This window comes from Stenotrophomonas sp. BIGb0135, assembly GCF_024810105.1.
Taxonomy (GTDB): Bacteria; Pseudomonadota; Gammaproteobacteria; order Xanthomonadales; family Xanthomonadaceae; genus Stenotrophomonas; species Stenotrophomonas maltophilia_AB.
The window spans coordinates 514,805-533,373 of the sequence record NZ_JANUDX010000002.1; the positions used below are offsets into that span (position 1 = coordinate 514,805).

Consider the following 18,569-nt stretch of genomic DNA (forward strand, 5'->3'; position numbering starts at 1 on the left):
AGCCAGCCGCGCGATCGCGATCAGGGCGTGCGCGGTGGCGGGACCGGTGTCGGTGGCTGAGTGGGAGCAGGCGTCGGGCTCGCTGGCGGTAGCGGGGTCGGGTTCGCGTTTGGCAGCGGCGGACGCGGCGGCACCACGGTGGGCGCTCGGATCGGTGCCTGGGAAGCCGGGGCTGCCATCGGCGGTGCCGTCGTCCCGGTACCGGGCAGGATCGCCGGCTCCGCGGCGCCCGTCGGCAACGTCGCCGGCGCGGTGGCCACCAGCTTCAGCAGGGCCGCCCAGTCCTGCCGGTTGAAGCTGCATTCCTCCTCGCGCCCGGGCGTGCAGCCCGGATCGACCCCGTCGCTGGCCGAGGCCTTGGCCGGCGGCAGCTCGATCCGGCCGCTGCGGTCCAGGCCGAGTTTGCGCATCGCCACCGTGTTCATCACATTGCCACCGATCAGGTACAGGGTGTGGTCGCCGCCCATGTTGGCGGCGATCACCACTTCGCAGTGCGATTTCCAGTGCGTCACCGCGCCGCTGCCCAGCGACTGCACCAGCCCGCTGTAGCTCAGCGTCTCGCGCCGGTCGCGCAGGTAGCACAGCAGGTCGCCCGGCGCCGGCTTTTCCTGCGCAGGATCGGCCATCCGGTACGGCCCGCTGTTCTGGTAGGCGGCGCGGATGTAGTCGATGTGGCGCGGCGAGCGGGTGAAGCCGGGCACGCTGGCGCGGGTCATCACCCAGGAAATGAAGGCGGCCGACCACGGGTTGTCGACCAAGAAAGCACGGCAGTCGGTGTCGGTGTAGCGCGTCCCCGGCGGGGCCATGCAGCTCGACGCGCCCGGCTGGTTGCCCATCGGTGACAGCGTGCCGCTCTGCCGCCAGTAGCCGACCACGCGCTGCCAGGCCACCAAGCCGTTGTCGGCCAGGTGCACGTCCTCGGCCTCGGTCACGCTTAGGCTGGCCGCGCGGCCATCGCGATCGATGAAGGGGCGGTACCAGAGGCGGTGTTCGTTGCAGGCGGTCTGCACGACGCTCACCGCCAGCGGGCTCAGGCCGAAGCGCGGGGGGATATCGCAGACCTCGGCGGCGGATGCGGTGGTCGGCAGCAGCGTCGCCAGCGGCGACAGGCACGCAAGCAGGAGCAAGGGGCGCATGCGCGCTCTCCGGGTGGGGGCAGGGCAAGCCTCGCAGACCCGATCTGCCCGTGCCGTGAAAGCAGGGGGCAGATGCACGCGTCGCGCCGACACGCCCGGGTGGCGCCGGCCGCTGCCCGGCGCCCGACCGACGCGGGGAGCCGGCCCACGGCCGGCACGACCCCTGCGGTCGGTGTCGACCGCAGGTCGACACGCGCATCAGCCTGGCGGCGGGCCCAGTTTCAACGACAGGTCGATCGCCTGCACATGCTTGGTCAGCCCGCCGATCGAGATGCAGTCCACCCCGTCCTCGGCGATCGCACGCAGGTCTTCCAGGCCGACGCTGCCGGACACTTCCAGCGGAATCGCGCCAGCGGCGATCCGCACGGCCTCGCGGCGCATCTCCGCGTCGAAGTCGTCGATCAGGATGCGCTCGCAGCCGACTGCCAGCGCCTCGCGCAGCTGGTCGAGGTCTTCGACCTCCACCACCAGCGGCAACTGCGGCCACTGCGACCGTGCCGCCTGCACCGCCGCAGTCAGCGAGCCGGCGGCGCGGATGTGGTTTTCCTTCAGCATCACCGTATCGAACAACCCCATCCGGTGGTTGTCGCCGCCGCCGCAGCGCACCGCGTACTTCTGCGCCACGCGAAGTCCCGGCAGGGTCTTGCGGGTGTCCAGGATGCGCGCGCCGGTGCCGGCCACGGCCGCCACGTGACGCGCGGTGGTCGTGGCGGTGCCGGACAGGGTCTGCAGGAAATTCAGCGAGGTGCGCTCGGCACTCACCAGACTGCGGTTGCGCCCGTGCAGGATCGCCAGCACCGTGCCGGCGACCACCGCGTCGCCCTCGGCCACGCGCCACTCGATGCGCACCTCCGGGTCCAGCGCGCGGTGGGTGGCGTCGAACCACGGCCGGCCGGCAATCACCGCATCCTGCTTGCACAGCAGATAGGCGCTGTCAGGGCGGTCGGGCAGCAGCGCGGCGGTGACATCCCCGCTGCCGATGTCCTCGGCCAGTGCACGCGCCACATCGGCCGCGACCACGGCGGCATCGGGTGCCCCAAGCACGGCCGGACTCATTTTTCCGGGAAATCGGCGATCTGGGCGGTCGCGATGGCCTCTTCGGCCAGCAGCACCGGGATGCCGTCGTCGACGCGGAACACCTGCTTGCGGTCGCGGGTCAGCAGCGCTTCGCGCAGGGCCAGGGCCTGCGTACTGCCGTCGGCCTTGACCACGGCGCCGGCGCCGATGGCGCGGTTGAGTGCCTCCAGGCCCTTGGCATCGAGCAGGGACAGGGGCTGGCGGGTGTCCGGCGAACACAGCAGGTCAAGCAGCTTGCGATCCATGGATTCTTCGTCTTGCGTGGAAGATGGCTAGAATACGTCTTTAAGGCAGGTGACGGCCAATGACCCCCAACCAATCCGCGCCGCTCGTCGGCATCGTCATGGGTTCCCGCTCCGACTGGGAAACCATGCAGCACGCCGCCCAGAAGCTCGATGCGCTCGGCGTTCCCTACGAAGTGAAAGTGGTCTCGGCGCACCGTACGCCGGACGTGCTGTTCACCTATGCAGAGCAGGCCGGCGGGCGCGGCCTGCGTGCCATCATCGCCGGTGCCGGGGGCGCGGCCCACCTGCCGGGCATGATCGCGGCCAAGACCGCCGTGCCGGTGCTGGGCGTGCCGGTGCAGTCCAAGGCCCTCAACGGCATGGATTCGCTGCTGTCTATCGTGCAGATGCCGGCCGGCATCCCGGTCGCCACCTTCGCCATCGGCAATGCCGGCGCCTCCAACGCGGCGCTGTTCGCCGCCGCCATGCTGGCCTCGGACCAGCCGGCGATCGGCCAGGCCCTGGACGCCTTCCGCGCCCGCCAGACCGAAGACGTCATGGCCCACGACGATCCGCGTCAATGACCATGAAGACCGTTGGCATCCTCGGTGGCGGGCAGCTGGCCCGCATGATGGTGCTGGCCGGCGCTCCGCTGGGCCTGCGCTTCGAACTGTTCGACCCGGCTGCCGATGCCTGTGGCGCGCAGCTGGCACCGCTGCAGGTGGCGGCCTTCGAGGATGAGGCGGCGCTGGCCGCGTTCGCCGCGCGGGTGGACGTGGTCACCTTCGATTTCGAGAACGTGCCGGCGCACAGCGCCCGCTTCCTGGCCGCGCGCGTGCCGGTGCATCCCCATCCGGATGCGCTGGCGGTGGCCCAGGACCGGCTCAGCGAGAAGACCCTGTTCCAGCAGCTGGGCATCCCGCTGCCGCCGTTCGCCGACATCCGCAGCCGCGACGAGCTCGCCGCCAGGGTGGCCGAGTTCGGCATGCCCTGCATCGTCAAGACCCGCCGCCTGGGCTATGACGGCAAGGGCCAGTTCCGCATCCGCAGCGCGGCCGACATCGATGCCGCCTGGGCCACCCTGGGGGATTACGTCGAGAATACCGGGCTGATCCTGGAGGGCTTCGTCGCCTTCGATCGCGAAGTGAGCGTGGTGGCCGTGCGCGGCCGCGACGGCGAGTTCCGCGCCTGGCCGGTGACCGGCAACTGGCACGTCGACGGCGTGCTGTCGGCCAGCCTGGCACCGGCCCAGTTGAGCCCGGCCCTGCACGAACGGGCCATCGGCCATGCGCGCGCCCTGGCCGAGCGCCTGGATTACGTGGGCGTGTTCGCGCTGGAGCTGTTCTGCCGGGGCGATGAGCTGCTGGTCAACGAGATGGCCCCGCGCGTGCACAACTCGGGCCACTGGACCATCGAAGGCAGCGAAACATCGCAGTTCGAGAACCACCTGCGCGCCGTGCTCGGCCTGCCGCTGGGCGACACGCGCATGCTCGGCCATGCCTGCATGCTCAACTGGCTCGGGGCCATGCCCGAGGCGGCCGCCGTACTCGGCCGGCCGGGCGGGCATTGGCATGATTACGGCAAGCAGCCGCGCGCCGGTCGCAAGGTCGGGCATGCGACGCTGCGCGACGCCGATGCGCAGGCCTTGGCCGACGCGTTGGACGCGGTCGGCACGCAGTTGGACCGCACCGCCCAGGTCGCCCCGGTGATCGCTGCGCTGCGCAGCTGACGCGGGCGCGCGGCCTGCGCGCCCGCGCCCCCCAACCGACGGCGGCGGAACCAACGGCGAGGCAACCGGCAGGGCCGGCCACTCGCCGGCGCCTCACACCCCCGGCAGCCTGGGCGTCAATCCCGCAGCTGCGCGGCCACGAAGTCCCAGTTGACCAGCTTCCAGAACGCCTCCAGGTAGCGCGCGCGCTCGTTCTGGTAATCGGTGTAATACGCGTGTTCCCACACGTCGCAGGCCAGCAGCGGCCTGCTCTGCCCGGTCAGTGGGGTACCGGCGTTGCGCGTGGCCTGGATCGCCAGCGCACCGGTCGGGTGCTGCACCAGCCACACCCAGCCCGAGCCGAACAGGCCCAGCGCGGCGCGGTCGAACTCCTCGCGCAGGCGGCGGATGTCGCCGAAGTGGCGGGTCACCAGTTCGGCCAGGCGGTCCTTCGGGTCACCGCCGCCGCGCGGATGCAGGCACTGGAAGTAGAAGGCATGGTTCCAGGCCTGGGCGGCGGCATCGAACAGGCTGCCCTGGCTCTGCCGTACGATGTCCTCCAGCGGCAACTCGGCCAGCTCGGTGCCGTCGATGCGCGCGTTGACCGCCTCGACATAACCGCGATGGTGGCGGCCGTGGTGCAGGTCCAGCGTCTCGGCCGACAGGTGCGGCTGCAGGGCGGTACGGTCGTAGGGCAGGCGGGGCAGTTCGAGGGGCATGGCTCGCGACGGATTGGGGAGAGGGGCGCCGGAAGGCTTACAATGGCGCTGAGGGAAGTCTAGCCGACCGGCCAGGTCGGGTTGTCCCACCTGCAGGGAGAGTCGTTGTGGCGGTGATGCAGCAGATCCAGTCCGAAGTGGAACGTTACCCCCTCGTGTTGTTCATGAAGGGCACCCCGCAGTACCCCATGTGCGGTTTCTCCAGCCGGGCCATCCAGGCCCTGATGGCGGCCGGCGCCGTCGCCCTGCGCACGGTCAATGTGCTCGAGGAGCCGGAGGTGCGGGCCAACCTGCCGCGTTTCTCCAACCTGCCCACCTTCCCGCAGTTGTTCATCCACGGCGAGCTGATCGGTGGCTGCGACATCGTGCTGGAGCTGTTCGAGTCCGGCGAACTCAAGCGCATCGTCGAAGAGGCATCGCAGGCATGAGTGCCGTCCCGTCCGTCGCGGTCGGGACTGGATCGCTTGCCGATCGCGTCATTCTCATTGCCGGTGCCGGCGGCGGCTTCGGCAGTGCCGCCGCGGTGGCCTGCGCCTCCGCGGGTGCAACCGTGGTCCTGCTGGGGCGCAAGCCGCGCCGGCTGGACCGGGTCTACGCCGCCGTGCAGGCGGTGGGGCCGGAACCGTTGCTGTACCCGCTGGACCTGGAAGGGGCCACCCCCGACGACTACGCCGCCCTGGCCGAGCGCCTGCAGTCCGAGCTGGGCCGGCTGGACGGCCTGCTGTTCTGCGCCGCCGATTTCGCCGGCCTGACCCCCTTCGAGCTGGCCGACCCGGGCGCCTTCGCCCGCGCGGTGCACGTCAACCTCACCGCCCCGGCGTGGCTGGCCCAGGCCTGCCTGCCGCTGCTGCGCCAGCGCGACGACGCCGCGCTGGTGTTCACCGTGGACGACCCGGCGCGGGTAGGGCAGGCCTACTGGGGCGGCTACGGCGCGGCCCAGCACGGGCTGCGCGGCCTGATCGCCAGCCTGCACGACGAACTCGGCCGCAGCCCGGTGCGGGTCAGTGGCCTGCAGCCGGGCCCGATGCGCACTGCACTGCGCGCCCGTGCCTTCTCGCTGGACGAGGACCGCAGCGCCCGCGACCCGGTCGACTGCGCCGCCAGCGCGGTGCTGCTGCTTTCGGCCGCCGGTGCCGCCCACCGCGGCCAGATCGTGGACGCCTGACAAGGCCGTGCGGGCCGCAGGCCTGCTCCCCGGCAACCCGCCCCGGTCACATCTCCGCAGTGTTTCACGCCTAACCTGCACACCCCGCGTCCCATTCAGCCGATCACGGTCGAATGTGAAGATGGCGTCACGATAGCGTTGTGATGGCGTGTGTTTTGTCGCCAAACCGTCACAATCCAGCGCTACCGTGTTAATCTAGTGTTAACCGTTGCGGCTGAAACCAGCCCTCGGCTAGGGAACCCAGATAAAAGTCCAGTCAGCCGCCAGCAAGGCTGCTTGGGCGCGTTTTTTTCTCCGCCATCGCCAATCTCGCATCGAGGCTACTCCCCAATGACCCACTCACGTTGTCTCCGGATGTCCAAGCTCACCCTTGGTCTCGTGGCCGCACTCGCTGCCGCTCCCGCCTTCGCCCAGAGCACCTCTGCCGGTGTCGGCGGTCAGGTCACGTCCGCCTCAGGTTCGCCTGTTGCCGGTGCCGAAGTCACCATCACGCACACCGAGTCGGGCACGGTCAGCCGTGCGACCACCGATGCGGCGGGTCGTTACAACGCGCGCGGCCTGCGCGTGGGTGGTCCGTACACCATCACCATCACCAAGTCCGGTGAAGGCACCAAGACCGAAGACGGCGTGTACCTGGGCGTCAACCAGACCGGTACCGTCAACGCCGCCCTGACCGGCGACCTGGCCGCGACCAACCTGGACGCCGTGCAGGTGGTTGCCGTCGCCGCCGGCTCGGAAGTGTTCAGCGCCACCAAGATGGGCTCGGGCACCAACATCAGCCAGCAGCAGATCGAAGTTGCCCCGTCCATCGGCGGCAACATCCAGGATCTGATGCGCCTGGATCCGCGCGTCACCTTCATCGACCGCGCCTCGGGCTCGATCTCGGCCGGTGGCCAGAACCCGCGCTTCAACTCGATCAGCATCGACGGCGTCTCGGCCAGCGACACCTTCGGCCTGGAAGGCAACAACATGCCGACCCGCCGCCAGCCGGTCGCCATGGAAGCCATCGAAGCACTGGACATCAACCTGTCCAACTACGACGTCAGCATCGCGGCCGCCGCCGGTGCCACCGTCAACGCTGTGACCAAGTCCGGTACCAACGAATTCCACGGCTCGGTCTACGGCACCTACCGTGACGGCGACTGGTTCGGCGACAACCCGGAAGGCAAGCCGTTCAACGGCTTCACCAAGGAAGAAACCTACGGCATGACCGTGGGCGGCCCGATCGTGAAGGACAAGCTGTTCTTCTTCGCCAACTACGAAAAGTTCAAGCAGGCCGCCCCGGGCGCCGACATCAGCGGCACCGCGCTGGGCAAGGCCAACCCGCAGTTCACCCTGGCCGACGTGACCCGTGCGCAGCAGATCGCGCAGGGCTACGGCATCAACGCCGGCGGCCTGGAAAGCAACGGCGATACGGAGATGGAAGAGTACGCGCTGAAGCTGGACTGGAACATCAGCGACAACCACCGTGCCAACATCCGTTACAGCAAGATCGACCAGAGCAAGCTGCGCATCAACGGCATGTCCACCAGCACGGCCTCGCTGAGCTCGTACTGGTACCAGCACGACAAGACCAACGAGAGCTACGTCGCCCAGCTGTTCAGCGACTGGTCGGACAACTTCTCCACCGAACTGAAGGCCTCGTACCGCGAGTACTCTGCGATCCGTAACGTCTCCACCGACGCGCCGAGCATCCGCATCTTCTTCCAGGGCACCCAGGCTTCGCCGACCGGCGATTCGCTGTACCTCGGTACCGAAGTCAACTCGCAGGACAACATCCTGGAGACCAAGGCGTGGAACTACTACGCTGCCGGCACCTGGACCCTGGGTGACCACGACGTCAAGTTCGGTGCGTCGTACGACACCAACGACATCTACAACTACTTCGGCGCCAACTCGTGGGGCGCGTACACCTTCTACGGCCTAGACAATTTCGCTGCCGGCCGCTGGAGCAGCTACAACTACAACCCGGAACGCAGCCCGGGTTCGATTCCGGCTGACTACAAGTTCAGCAACCTGGCCCTGTTCGTGCAGGACACCTGGTATGTCAACAACAACCTGACCCTGACCCTGGGCCTGCGTGCGGACCGTGCCGATACCTCCCCGGCGCCGACGTACAACGCGACGGCGTCGCAGTTCTTCGGCCTCGACAACAGCGACGTGCTGAGCAACAAGTTCCTGATCCAGCCGCGCGCCGGGTTCAACTACACCTTCGACACCGATCGCCCGACCCAGCTGCGCGGCGGCGTGGGCCTGTTCCAGGGTGATGCCCCGCAGGTGTGGCTGAGCAACAGCTACTCGACGACCGGCTTCAACAACTCGGTCTACACCTACACCGCCTACAACGCGGCGCTGCCGTTCAACCCGAACAAGGATAGCCAGCCGGTTCCCAACACCGCAGGCTCCAACCGGCAGAACGTGAACTTCGTCAGCAGCGACTTCAACATGCCGTCGGTGTACAAGGCCAACCTGGCCCTAGATCACGAGACCCCGTGGTACGGCATCGTGGCCTCGGCCGAACTGCTGGTCACCAAGGTCAAGGACGCCCTGTACTACAAGAACCTGAACCTGGGCCCGGTGCAGTATCAGGGTCCGGACGGCCGTGACATGTACTACTCCACCGGCAGCACCGGTTCGGCCTGGGCCACGGGCAATGCCCGCGCCGGACGCAACCAGGCCTACGACGCCGTGTACGAGATTGCGAACACCGACAAGGGTCGCACCTCGCAGTTCACGGTCTCGCTGACCAAGCCGTGGGATGCCGCCAGCGACTGGTCGTGGAACATCGGCTACACCTACACGGACGCGACCGAAGTGGGCTCGCTGACCAGCTCCACCGCCAGCTCGGGCTGGGGTTACCAGTACGCCTTCAACGCCAACGACAACATCGAGAACACCTCGCGCTACCAGATCCGCGACCGCCTGTCGGGTGGTCTGAACTGGAAGCACAAGTTCTTCGGTGACTACGAAACCAAGATCGGTCTGGTCTACGAAGGCCGCAGCGGCCGTCCGTACAGCTACGTCTACGTGAACGATGCAAACGGCGACAACCGTTCCGCGAACGACCTGTTCTACGTGCCGACCGGCCCGGGCGATGTGCTGTTCGGCAACCTGGTGGGCAGCAACTTCACCCCGGATGCGGCGATGGAGAAGTCGTTCTACGAATGGCTGGCCAACAACCCGCAGCTGGCCAAGTACGCAGGCAGCTATGCTCCGGCCAACCAGTTCCGTACCGGCTGGATCAACACCTTCGACATCCGTGTCAGCCAGCAGCTGCCGGGCTTCATGAAGGGTCACAAGTCGGAGATCTGGCTGGATATCCAGAACGTCGGCAACATGATCAACAAGGACTGGGGCAACATCTACGACTACGGCTTCTTCGCCGATGCGCGTGTGGCCACCCTGCAGGGCATCAAGGACGGCAAGTACGTGTACAACTTCCGCGGCGCGGACCTGCCGGCAGTGGCCAACAATGACGCCGACGGCTTCGACGTCGGTGTCTCGCAGTGGTCGGTGCAGCTGGGCTTCCGCTACCAGTTCTGATGAACTGACGTAGAGGAAATGGAAAAAGAACGGCCGGGGAAACCCGGCCGTTTCCGTTTGTCGGGGCGGATGGCCCCGGCAGGGCAGGGCAGGACGGCCTTCTTGCTGCCTGCCGCCAGTTCCTGTACTCTCAATCGGTTGCGCGCAAACACGCGCACCGCAGCGCCCGAAACGGCCCGCTGCCGCTGAAACATATCCAACGGCCGGGTTTCCTGGCCGTTTTGCTTTTTAAGGGGGCAGCGGTACAGTCGGAAACCTTGAGGAAAGCAGAAAAAATGGAAATGAAGATCACCGAAACCCCGGCGCGGACGCTGCCGGTGCAGGACGCGCGGATCTACCCGCGCGGTGGCCTGGATGTATTGTCGCGTGCCGAAGTAGCGCGCCTGCGCGACGCCTCCGGCGGCGGCATGCACGAGCTGCTGCGCCGCTGCGCGCTGGCCGTGCTGACCAGTGGCAGTGCGTCCGACGATCCGCGCGCGGCGCGCGATCTGTACCCCGATTTCGACATCCAGGTCGCGCAGCAGGATCGCGGCGTCCGCATCGACCTGGTCAATGCGCCAGCGATGGCCTTCGTCGATGGCGAGATCATCCGCGGCGTGGCCGAGCTGCTGTTCGCCGTGGTCCGTGACCTGGCCTACATGGCCATCGAAATGGGCCCGGCCTACGCGGCCGAGCTGGAGTCTTCCGAAGGCATCACCAATGCGGTGTTCGGGCTGCTGCGCAATGCGCGCATCCTCAACCCGGGCGACCCGAACCTGGTGGTGTGCTGGGGCGGCCATTCGATCGGCCGCGACGAATACCTGTATACCAAGCAGGTCGGCTACGAGCTGGGCCTGCGTGGCCTGGATATCTGCACCGGCTGCGGCCCGGGCGCGATGAAGGGCCCGATGAAGGGCGCCACCATCGCCCATGCCAAGCAGCGCAAGCACGTCACCCGCTACATCGGCCTGACCGAGCCGGGCATCATCGCCGCCGAGTCGCCCAACCCGATCGTCAACCACCTGGTGATCATGCCGGACATCGAGAAGCGTCTCGAAGCGTTCGTGCGGATCGGCCACGGCATCATCGTGTTCGCCGGCGGCGTGGGCACCGCCGAAGAGATCCTGTACCTGCTCGGCATCCTGCTGCGCGAGGAAAACAAGGACCTGCCGTTCCCGTTGATCCTGACCGGCCCGACCGTGGCCGCGCCGTACTTCGAGCAGATCGACCGCTTCATCCGCTTGACCCTGGGCGATGCGGCCGCCGAACGCTACGAGATCATCATCGGCGACCCGGTCGCCGTGGCGCGGCGCATGTCCACCGGCATCAAGCGCGTGCGCGAGCATCGCCTGGAGCAGAAGGACTCGTTCTTCTTCAACTGGTCGATCGAGATTCCGTGGGAGTACCAGCAGCCGTTCGTGCCCACCCATGAGGCGATGGCTGCGCTGGACCTGCACCACGGGCGCCCGCCGCACGCCCTGGCCGCCGACCTGCGCCGCGCGTTCTCCGGCATCGTGGCCGGCAACGTCAAGGAAGACGGCATGCGCCGCATCGAGCAGTTCGGCCCGTTCGAGATCCACGGCGACGCCGACATGATGCAGGCCCTGGACGAACTGCTGCGCGCCTTCGTCGAGCAGCGCCGGATGAAGATTTCCGGCGAGTACCAGCCCTGCTACAAGGTCCTGGCCTGACCGGCGACGGGCTGGCCCGGCCTGGCTGACCGGGTCGGGCGAGGGCGGGGTGGGGAGCCCCGCCGTCCGGGATCCGCCGGCCGCCCGTCAACGCATTGACGCCCGTCGCCCCCGGGCGACCGTTCGTCCTGCCGCCGCTTGCCGCCGGGCGGCGGGTCGTTCATCTTCTGTGTCATCACGCTGGGGAGCGTTCCATGTCTTTACGCCGATCCAAGGGTTTTACGCTCGTCGAACTGATGATCACCCTCATCGTCTTTTCGGTGCTGGCGGCCATCGCCTATCCGAGCTTCCAGAACTCGATCCGCAACAACCGCCTCAGCACCACCAACAACGAGGTCCTCGGCCTGCTGTCGCTGGCGCGCAGCGAGGGGATCCGCAACAACACCGGTGGCGGCGTCTGCGGCAGCACCGATGGCACGGCCTGCGACGGCAGTTGGACCGACGGCATGATGGCCTGGGCCGACAGCAACGGCGACGGTGAGTTCGGCACGGGCGACACCGTCCTGCGCTTCGGTCAGGGCAACCCGCAACTGCAGGTCGGCAGCCCCGATCCGGACGTCATCGCCTTTGACCCGCGTGGCCGTCGTCGCGCCGCCAGCGACCAGTCGATCACCCTGACGCCCACCGAATGCAAAACCGGCGAGTCCACCCGCACCCTGACCGTGACCCTGTCCGGGCAGGTGCGCTCCACCAACGGAACCTGCACATGAAGCGCCGCTCCGGATTCCATGGTCGCCGCGGCAGCGGCGGCTTCAGCCTGCTGGAAGTATTGATCGCACTGCTGGTGCTGGCCTTCGGCCTGCTCGGCTTCGCCTTGCTGCAGACCATGAACGTGCGCTTCGTGCAGAGCTCGGGCCAGCGCACCCAGGCCACCAACCTGGCCTCGGACCTGATCGAGATGATGCGCGTGCAGCGCACCGACACCCTCAACGATGGCGACTACGGCGCGGCGTCCTTTGCCGTCGGCGACGTGGACGTCACCGCCGCACCCTGTGCATGGCCGGTGGGCGCGGGTACCACCGCCACTTCCAGCAATGTGGCGCGCTGGCAGTGCCAGGTGGTCAAGACGCTGGGCGACAAGGCCAGTGCCGATGTCAGCGTCGTCGATGGCCTGGTCACCGTCGGGATCGGCTGGGGCGATGAACGCTGGGATGCCGACAACGCCGACAGCACCACCACCTTTACCCTGGTCACCCGCCTATGAGCCGCTCGTCGTTCAATGCTGGTCGCCACGCCGCCGGCCTTTCGCTGATCGAAATGATGATCGCCATGGTCATCAGCCTGATCCTCATGCTCGGCGTCGTGCAGATCTTCATGGCCTCGCGCGCGGCCTCGCGGCTGTCCGAGGGCGCCGCGCGCACCCAGGAAAACGCGCGTTTCGCGCTGGACTTCCTCGAGCGCGACATCCGCATGGCCGGGCACATGGGCTGCGTCAACGACCAGGCCCACGTCATCAAGGATGGCGACAGCATCAAGGTCCACGTGGCCGGGATCACCAGCGGCGACGGTAGCCCGCTGGACTTCTCCGTGCCGATCCAGGGCTACGAGGCCGACGGCACCGCCCCCGGTGACGCGCTCACCATCGGCGGGACCTGGGCCGCGGCGGGCAGCACCCCGGACGGGATCACTGGCCTGTCGCCTGCGCCGATCGGGGGCAGCGACATCCTGGTCATGCGCTACCTGGCGGCCGAAGGCTCGCCGGTGTTGAACATCGTCAACGGCACCGACTCCACCGTCACCATCGCCTCCGACGCCGCCGCGCGCCTGTCGGCCGGTGCGGCGACCACGCCGTCGGTGTTCGCGGTCTCCGACTGCAGCCGGGTGGATATCTTCTCCGGCACCCTGGACGGCAACACCATCACCGCCAATGCCACCTCGCTGGTCAACTACGCCTCCAACAACGCGGTGACGATGGTCTACCGCGCCGAGTCGCTGGTGTACTACGTGGCCATGAACACGGCCAACGAGCCGTCCCTGTACCGTGCCCGCGCCAACGGTGACGGCGAGTTCGAACAGGGCGAGGAAATGGTCGAGGGCATCGAGAGCCTGCAGTTCGTGTACGGCCTGGATGCCGAGTCGGCGATCAGCAGCAGCGCGCCGCCCACCGGGGTGATCGATGTGCAGCGTGTGGCCTCGGAAGTGAGCACCGCCGCCGACGCCACCGCCGTGGCGGAATGGCGCCGCGTCGGCATGGTGCAGCTGGGCATCCTGGTGCGCAGCCCGCAACCGGCCTCGGCCGAGCAGGCCAACGTGGACGTGGCCCAGCTGGGCGTGCTCGGGGTGGCCTTCAATCCACCCCAGACCAATGACCGCCGCTACCGCGCCTCGTACGAGGTGTCGGTGGCCCTGCGCAACCGCCTGTTCGGGAACTGAGCCATGAACGCTTCCGCCCTTCGTCGGTTCTCCCCGCCCGCCCGCCAGCGCGGCGCAGTGCTGTACATCGCCCTGATGCTGCTGATCCTGCTCTCGCTGCTCGGCATCGTCGGCATGCAGGTCGCCAGCATGCAGGAGCGCATGTCCTCCAACTACCGCGCGGTCAACGTTGCCTTCCAGGCCAGCGAGCGCTCGGTGCGGGACACCGAACGCTCGATCGAAGAGATCGACAACAATGCCGGTGACGGCGGCGACCTCAATCCCGCCGACATCCAGCGCCTCTGCGACGACGGCTATGACCCGACCCGCTGGGTGGGCGAACAGGCCCTCGCCGACGCGCCGGCGGTCAACGTGCGCCGGATTGAAACCTGCATCCAGGGGGAGGCTGCGCTGGAAATGGGCCAGCCCGAAAGCGAAGAGCCGACCCGCGTCTACCAGATCACGTCCTTCGCGTCCGACCGCGACGACAACAACAACGATGGCACCAGCTCGGCTGCCATCGACACCGTATTCAAGCTCTGAGGAACGCCATCATGCTCACCCGGAAGACCAAGATCGTCACTGGCTCGGGCCTGCTGCTGGTGGCAGGCGCAGGCTGGCTGGCCTATTCCCTGTTCGCCGCGCAGGCGCAGGGCACGTTGTCGCAGATTCCGATGAACGTGAAGGTGTCGGCTACCCCGTCCTTCATCATGGCCGTGGATGACTCCGGCTCGATGACCTTCCAGACCCAGTTCCCGGGGCAGGACGGTACCGCGTGCTGGAGCAACACGCGGCAGAGCTTCTTCACCGCCAACGGTGCGCTGAACACGCCGGATACCATCAAGAACAGCAGTGGCTCGACGCAGGGCGAGTGCAGTTATTTCTACGTAGCGCCCGGTCCGCGCATCGGCATGACCTACTTCGGCCTGCCGGCACTGGATGCCTATGGATTCGCGCGATCGGCCGCCTACAACCCGACCTATTTCGACCCCTCGGTGAAGTACGAGCCATGGCTGGGCGTGTTCACGACCGGTGGCAGGGAGACCATTGCCTCTTATGGTGACGCGGCGACGGGCAAGACCAGGATCGACCCTCGGCAGACCGCGACGCTGGATCTGACGGCCAAGTACCTGAGTTCCACCGCGACCGATGCGGTGCGCATGCAGAACGGAATGAAGATTCCGGCCGGCACGCAGTACTACCCGATCACCGTGAATAACAATCGCTACACCGTTGGCAATCTCAACACCAACAGGAACGGCGTTACCTGGAACAGCGGTCCCGCCTATGCGCTGGTGGAGTACACCCCGTCGACGTTCTACATGCCCTGGACGGGCACCGACGACCCGCGCCCGGCGATGGCGGGCGATGCGACTGTCTATAGCGGCGTGACCCGCGAGAAGATCAACGACGCGTGTGGCACCAATTGCCACATGTGGAAGTACACGATCGCCAGCGGCAACACGGCGGCCTTGCAGAACTTCGCGAACTGGTTCTCGTACTACGGCAACCGCAACCGGGCCATGATCGCCGGCATGACCCGCGCCATGGATGTGAACAACATGTACGTGGGCTACTTCAAGATCAACGACAACGGCTCCTACGACAGCTCCACCGACAGCGGCAAGCGGCTGGCGATCCAGAACATGGGCACGCCGGCAGACAAGATCGCGCTCTACAAGAAGATGATCGCGTTGACCGCCAGCGGTGGCACGCCCAATCGCCAGGCGGTGAATGCCGCCGGCCTGCAGTTCCAGCGCACCGACGCAAACGCACCGGTACGCCTGTCCTGCCAGAAGAACGCGGTGATGCTGTTCACCGACGGCTACAGCAACAATGATGGTCCGACCGTGGGCAACATCGATGGCGCGATGACCGCGCCGTTCAAGGACGGCCACAGCGACACGATGGCGGATATCGTGTCGCAGTACTACCTCAACCCACTGCGTACCGACGACAACATGCCGCGCGGCCAGGTGCCGGTCCCGCAGGCCTGCGGCACGGGCAACACCGATCTGTCGCTGGATTGCAACAAAGACCTGCATATCAACTTCTACGGCATCACCCTGGGTGCGCGCGGCAATCTGTACGACCCCAACAATCAGCAGAATCCGTACACCACGCCGGCGATCTACAACAACTGGCCGTCGCGGCAGAATGACAACCGCAGTACGGTCGACGACATCTGGCACGCGGCCACCAATACCCGCGGCGAGTACATCAACGCACGCACGCCGGCCGACATCACCGCGGCCATGCGCCGGGTGCTGTCGTCGGTGACCGCCGGCGCGGCCCCGTCCGGCAGCCTGGCACTGACCGGCTCGCGCATCGGTACCGGCACGCTGTCGGTCACCCCGACCTTCGAGGTCGCCAACCAGGAGACCGACTGGTTCAGCCGCCTGACCGCCTCGACGCTGACGGTCAACGATGACACCCGCGTCGCCGAGTACACCACGGCGTGGGAAGCGGCGGCCAAGATGGGGACGCAGACGGCCCGCAACATCGTCGCGACCAAGGGCGAAAACGCGGTCGACTTCACCAACAGCAATATCGCCTTCAACGACCTGTGCACCAAGCCCGGTAACCTGTACCCGGACATGGTGCTGTGCAGCGGTGCGGAGATCGAAGGGCTGGGCGGTGACATCGCCACCGCGATGGCCTACCTGCGCGGCGACCGCTCGCGCGAAGTCGGCAAGACCAACGGCATCTACCGCTTCCGCAGCACGGTGCTGGGCGATATCGTCAACTCCAGCCCGGTGATCAGTTCGCCGCGCGACGACTACGGCTACCAGCGCATCAGCACCGACTTCGCCACTTCCTACGCCGAATACCTGGCCAGCAAGCGCGAGGACGGCCGTTACATGGTCTACGTGGGCGCCAACGACGGCATGCTGCATGCCTTCGATGGCGGGATGAGCGGCGATGGCACCACCGACGGGTCCGGGGGCACCGAGACCTTCGCCTATATTCCCGGCACCGCGCTCGGCCACATGGGCAACCTGCTGTACCCGTACAAGGCCGCCAACAAGAACGACCAGAAGTTCCGCCACCGCTACTACGTGGATGGTCCGATCACCGTGGCCGACGTGCAGTTGAGTGGCAGTTGGGCGACCGCGCTGGTGGGCACCGCGGGCGCCGGCGGCCGGGCCGTGTTCGGCCTGGACGTGACCACGCCGTCGACGTTCGGGACCACCAATCGCCTGTGGGAAATCAGTGACGTCAATACCCGGCTCGCGGACGACGTCCGTGCCAACATCGGCCATGTGCTGGGCAAGCCGGTCATCGTGCCGGTGAAGTCCGGCACCGACGTGGCCTGGAAGGCCATCTTCGGCAACGGCTACAACAGCGCCGACGGCAAGGCCGTGTTGTTCGTGGTCGACATGGCCGATGGTGCGGTCCGCATGATCACCGCCACCGAGGCTTCCAACACGGCGCCAGCCGGCACCAACGGCCTGGGCAACATCGTCGTCCTCGATCGCCTGCGCGCCAATCCGGCGGCCAATCCACCGGTCGGCCAGGAGAGCGTGCGCGGGCGTGACGGACTCGCCGACACCGTGTACGCCGCCGACCAGCGCGGTGCACTGTGGAAGTTCGACCTGGAAGATTCCAGCAACAGCGTCACCGTGCCGGTGTTCACCACCGCGCGCCAGACCGACGGCAACAGCGGCCAGGTGTACCGCCAGCCGATCACCGGCGGCATGACCACCGTGACCGGTCCGGGTGGCGGGGTGATGCTGTTGTTCGGTACCGGCAGCTTCTCCTTCAGCAACGACCCGCAGGACACGGCGCAGCAGGCGCTCTATGGTGTCAACGACATCAGTGCCGGCCAGCCGACCAGCACCATCACGCCGTCCAACCTGGTCAGCTACACCGTCACCACCGATACCGGCGGCACCAAGCGTTCGATCGAGGCGGCATCGTTCACCGGCGGCACCGCCTACGGCTGGACCGTGCTCCTGCCGGGCCTGGGCGAGCGCTTCGTCGGCAATCCCGCGGTGGCGGCCGGCGTGGTCTTCCTGCCAACCTACCTGCCCAACAACGGCGCGGAAGGCTGCTCCACGGAGGGCTCCAACTGGCTGTTCGGGCTCAATCCGGTCAGCGGCGTCGCCGCGCTGGACCAGGCCCGCATCGGCTCGCCAGGCGGCGATCCGTACGGCAGCGGCACGGCGGCCACCAGCCTGAACACCGGCGGTACCGCACCGGTGAAGGACGTCAGTGTGGCCGTGGTGCCGCGACTGGCCGCCGGTGGCGGTCCCAACGACCGTGCCTGCTGGATGGTGGTCAACGTGGCCGGTGCAGAACCGATGTACCTGCCGTATCCGTGTGGTCGCCAATCCTGGCGCCAGATCCAATAACGCTGCGGAAGCCTGGACATGATGAACAACAGCAACACCCTACGGAACAAGGCCGGCAGCGCGGGTTTCACCCTGATCGAGTTGATGATCGTGGTGCTGGTCATCGCGGTCCTGGCGGCCGTGGCCTATCCGTCCTACCAGCAGCACGTGCTCAAGACCCGGCGTGGCGTGGTCAAGGCGGACATGGTCGAGTACGCGCAGCGTGCGGAGCGTTACCACTCGGTCAACAACACCTACGCCAACTTCGCGCTGCCGGTCGAGGTGTCGCCGCGCGAAGGGGGTGTGGTCCGCTACAACCTGGTGTTCGAGGGTGACGGGTCCAGTTTCTCGATCACCGCCACCCCCGACGGCGAGCAGGCCAAGGACAAGTGCGGCACCCTGAGCGTGGACCAGGCCAACCGCAAGACCAGCAGCACCGGCGAGCTGTCCGAGTGCTGGTAGGTCCGACGTAGCGGGGCAGGGCGGCAGGATGCGCACAGGGTGTTGCCCTTCGGCAAAACCACCTTTACAATGCGCCTCCCCGCCCGAATAGCTCAGCCGGTTAGAGCACTTGACTGTTAATCAGGGGGTCGTTGGTTCGAGTCCAACTTCGGGCGCCAGATCTGAAAAAGCCGCGAGAA

General features: G+C 67.3%; 16 protein-coding genes and 1 tRNA gene. 13 read left to right on the top strand and 4 right to left on the bottom strand.

The window, feature by feature from the left end:
- Positions 1–20: 20 nt before the first annotated feature.
- The 3 genes from M2421_RS06740 to M2421_RS06750 form a co-directional block, all read right to left on the bottom strand.
- Positions 21–1,136 (bottom strand): DUF2272 domain-containing protein, encoded by a 1,116-nt coding sequence (locus M2421_RS06740; RefSeq protein WP_259204344.1) that lies wholly within the window; start codon positions 1,134–1,136, stop codon positions 21–23.
- 198 nt (positions 1,137–1,334) lie between these two features.
- A complete protein-coding gene (gene nadC / locus M2421_RS06745) occupies positions 1,335–2,192 on the bottom strand; it encodes a carboxylating nicotinate-nucleotide diphosphorylase (protein ID WP_259204347.1) in 858 nt (285 codons plus the stop codon).
- Positions 2,189–2,458 carry a Trm112 family protein gene (locus M2421_RS06750; protein ID WP_259204349.1) on the bottom strand — a complete coding sequence of 90 codons (270 nt, stop codon included), beginning with the start codon at positions 2,456–2,458 and terminating at the stop codon, positions 2,189–2,191. Before M2421_RS06750 ends, nadC begins: the two co-directional genes overlap by 4 nt.
- Before the next feature lie 59 nt (positions 2,459–2,517).
- Between M2421_RS06750 and purE the strand changes: the two genes are divergently transcribed.
- Both purE and M2421_RS06760 read left to right on the top strand, forming a co-directional pair.
- Positions 2,518–3,021, top strand: coding sequence for a 5-(carboxyamino)imidazole ribonucleotide mutase (gene purE / locus M2421_RS06755; protein ID WP_259204351.1), 504 nt, complete (start codon positions 2,518–2,520; stop codon positions 3,019–3,021).
- The gene (locus M2421_RS06760) at positions 3,018–4,166 is read left to right on the top strand and encodes a 5-(carboxyamino)imidazole ribonucleotide synthase (RefSeq protein ID WP_259204355.1); all 1,149 of its coding nucleotides are present in this window, start codon (positions 3,018–3,020) and stop codon (positions 4,164–4,166) included. Before purE ends, M2421_RS06760 begins: the two co-directional genes overlap by 4 nt.
- A 116-nt stretch (positions 4,167–4,282) precedes the next feature.
- Here M2421_RS06760 and M2421_RS06765 read toward each other — a convergent pair whose 3' ends face one another.
- Positions 4,283–4,864: a Fe-Mn family superoxide dismutase gene (locus M2421_RS06765; protein ID WP_259204357.1), complete on the bottom strand. Its 582-nt coding sequence runs from the start codon at positions 4,862–4,864 to the stop codon at positions 4,283–4,285.
- A 107-nt stretch (positions 4,865–4,971) separates the two neighbouring features.
- Here M2421_RS06765 and grxD point away from each other — a divergent pair, with 107 nt between their 5' ends.
- From grxD to M2421_RS06820, 11 genes are all read left to right on the top strand, one after another.
- Complete coding sequence (gene grxD / locus M2421_RS06770) at positions 4,972–5,292, top strand: Grx4 family monothiol glutaredoxin (RefSeq protein ID WP_259204358.1); 321 nt, start codon at positions 4,972–4,974, stop codon at positions 5,290–5,292.
- Complete coding sequence (locus M2421_RS06775) at positions 5,289–6,029, top strand: SDR family NAD(P)-dependent oxidoreductase (RefSeq protein WP_259204361.1); 741 nt, start codon at positions 5,289–5,291, stop codon at positions 6,027–6,029. The genes grxD and M2421_RS06775 overlap by 4 nt, the downstream gene beginning before the upstream one ends.
- 354 nt (positions 6,030–6,383) lie before the next feature.
- The gene (locus M2421_RS06780) at positions 6,384–9,572 is read left to right on the top strand and encodes a carboxypeptidase regulatory-like domain-containing protein (protein WP_259204369.1); all 3,189 of its coding nucleotides are present in this window, start codon (positions 6,384–6,386) and stop codon (positions 9,570–9,572) included.
- Positions 9,573–9,853: 281 nt separating this feature from the next.
- Positions 9,854–11,242 (top strand): nucleotide 5'-monophosphate nucleosidase PpnN, encoded by a 1,389-nt coding sequence (gene ppnN, locus M2421_RS06785; RefSeq protein WP_259204372.1) that lies wholly within the window; start codon positions 9,854–9,856, stop codon positions 11,240–11,242.
- Between the two features lie 194 nt (positions 11,243–11,436).
- Entirely contained in the window at positions 11,437–11,952 is a 516-nt protein-coding gene (locus M2421_RS06790; RefSeq protein ID WP_259204375.1) for a GspH/FimT family pseudopilin, read from the top strand.
- Complete coding sequence (gene pilV, locus M2421_RS06795) at positions 11,949–12,446, top strand: type IV pilus modification protein PilV (protein WP_259204378.1); 498 nt, start codon at positions 11,949–11,951, stop codon at positions 12,444–12,446. The genes M2421_RS06790 and pilV overlap by 4 nt, the downstream gene beginning before the upstream one ends.
- Positions 12,443–13,615 carry a PilW family protein gene (locus M2421_RS06800; RefSeq protein WP_259204380.1) on the top strand — a complete coding sequence of 391 codons (1,173 nt, stop codon included), beginning with the start codon at positions 12,443–12,445 and terminating at the stop codon, positions 13,613–13,615. The genes pilV and M2421_RS06800 overlap by 4 nt, the downstream gene beginning before the upstream one ends.
- Before the next feature lie 3 nt (positions 13,616–13,618).
- Positions 13,619–14,137 (top strand): PilX N-terminal domain-containing pilus assembly protein, encoded by a 519-nt coding sequence (locus M2421_RS06805; RefSeq protein WP_259204386.1) that lies wholly within the window; start codon positions 13,619–13,621, stop codon positions 14,135–14,137.
- An 11-nt stretch (positions 14,138–14,148) separates the two neighbouring features.
- Positions 14,149–17,949, top strand: a complete 3,801-nt coding sequence (locus M2421_RS06810; RefSeq protein ID WP_259204392.1) for a PilC/PilY family type IV pilus protein — start codon at positions 14,149–14,151, stop codon at positions 17,947–17,949.
- Between the two features lie 21 nt (positions 17,950–17,970).
- Positions 17,971–18,390, top strand: a complete 420-nt coding sequence (locus tag M2421_RS06815; protein ID WP_259204394.1) for a type IV pilin protein — start codon at positions 17,971–17,973, stop codon at positions 18,388–18,390.
- A gap of 81 nt (positions 18,391–18,471) precedes the next feature.
- Positions 18,472–18,548: transfer RNA gene (locus tag M2421_RS06820), tRNA-Asn, on the top strand.
- The last annotated feature ends 21 nt before the right edge of the window (positions 18,549–18,569 follow it).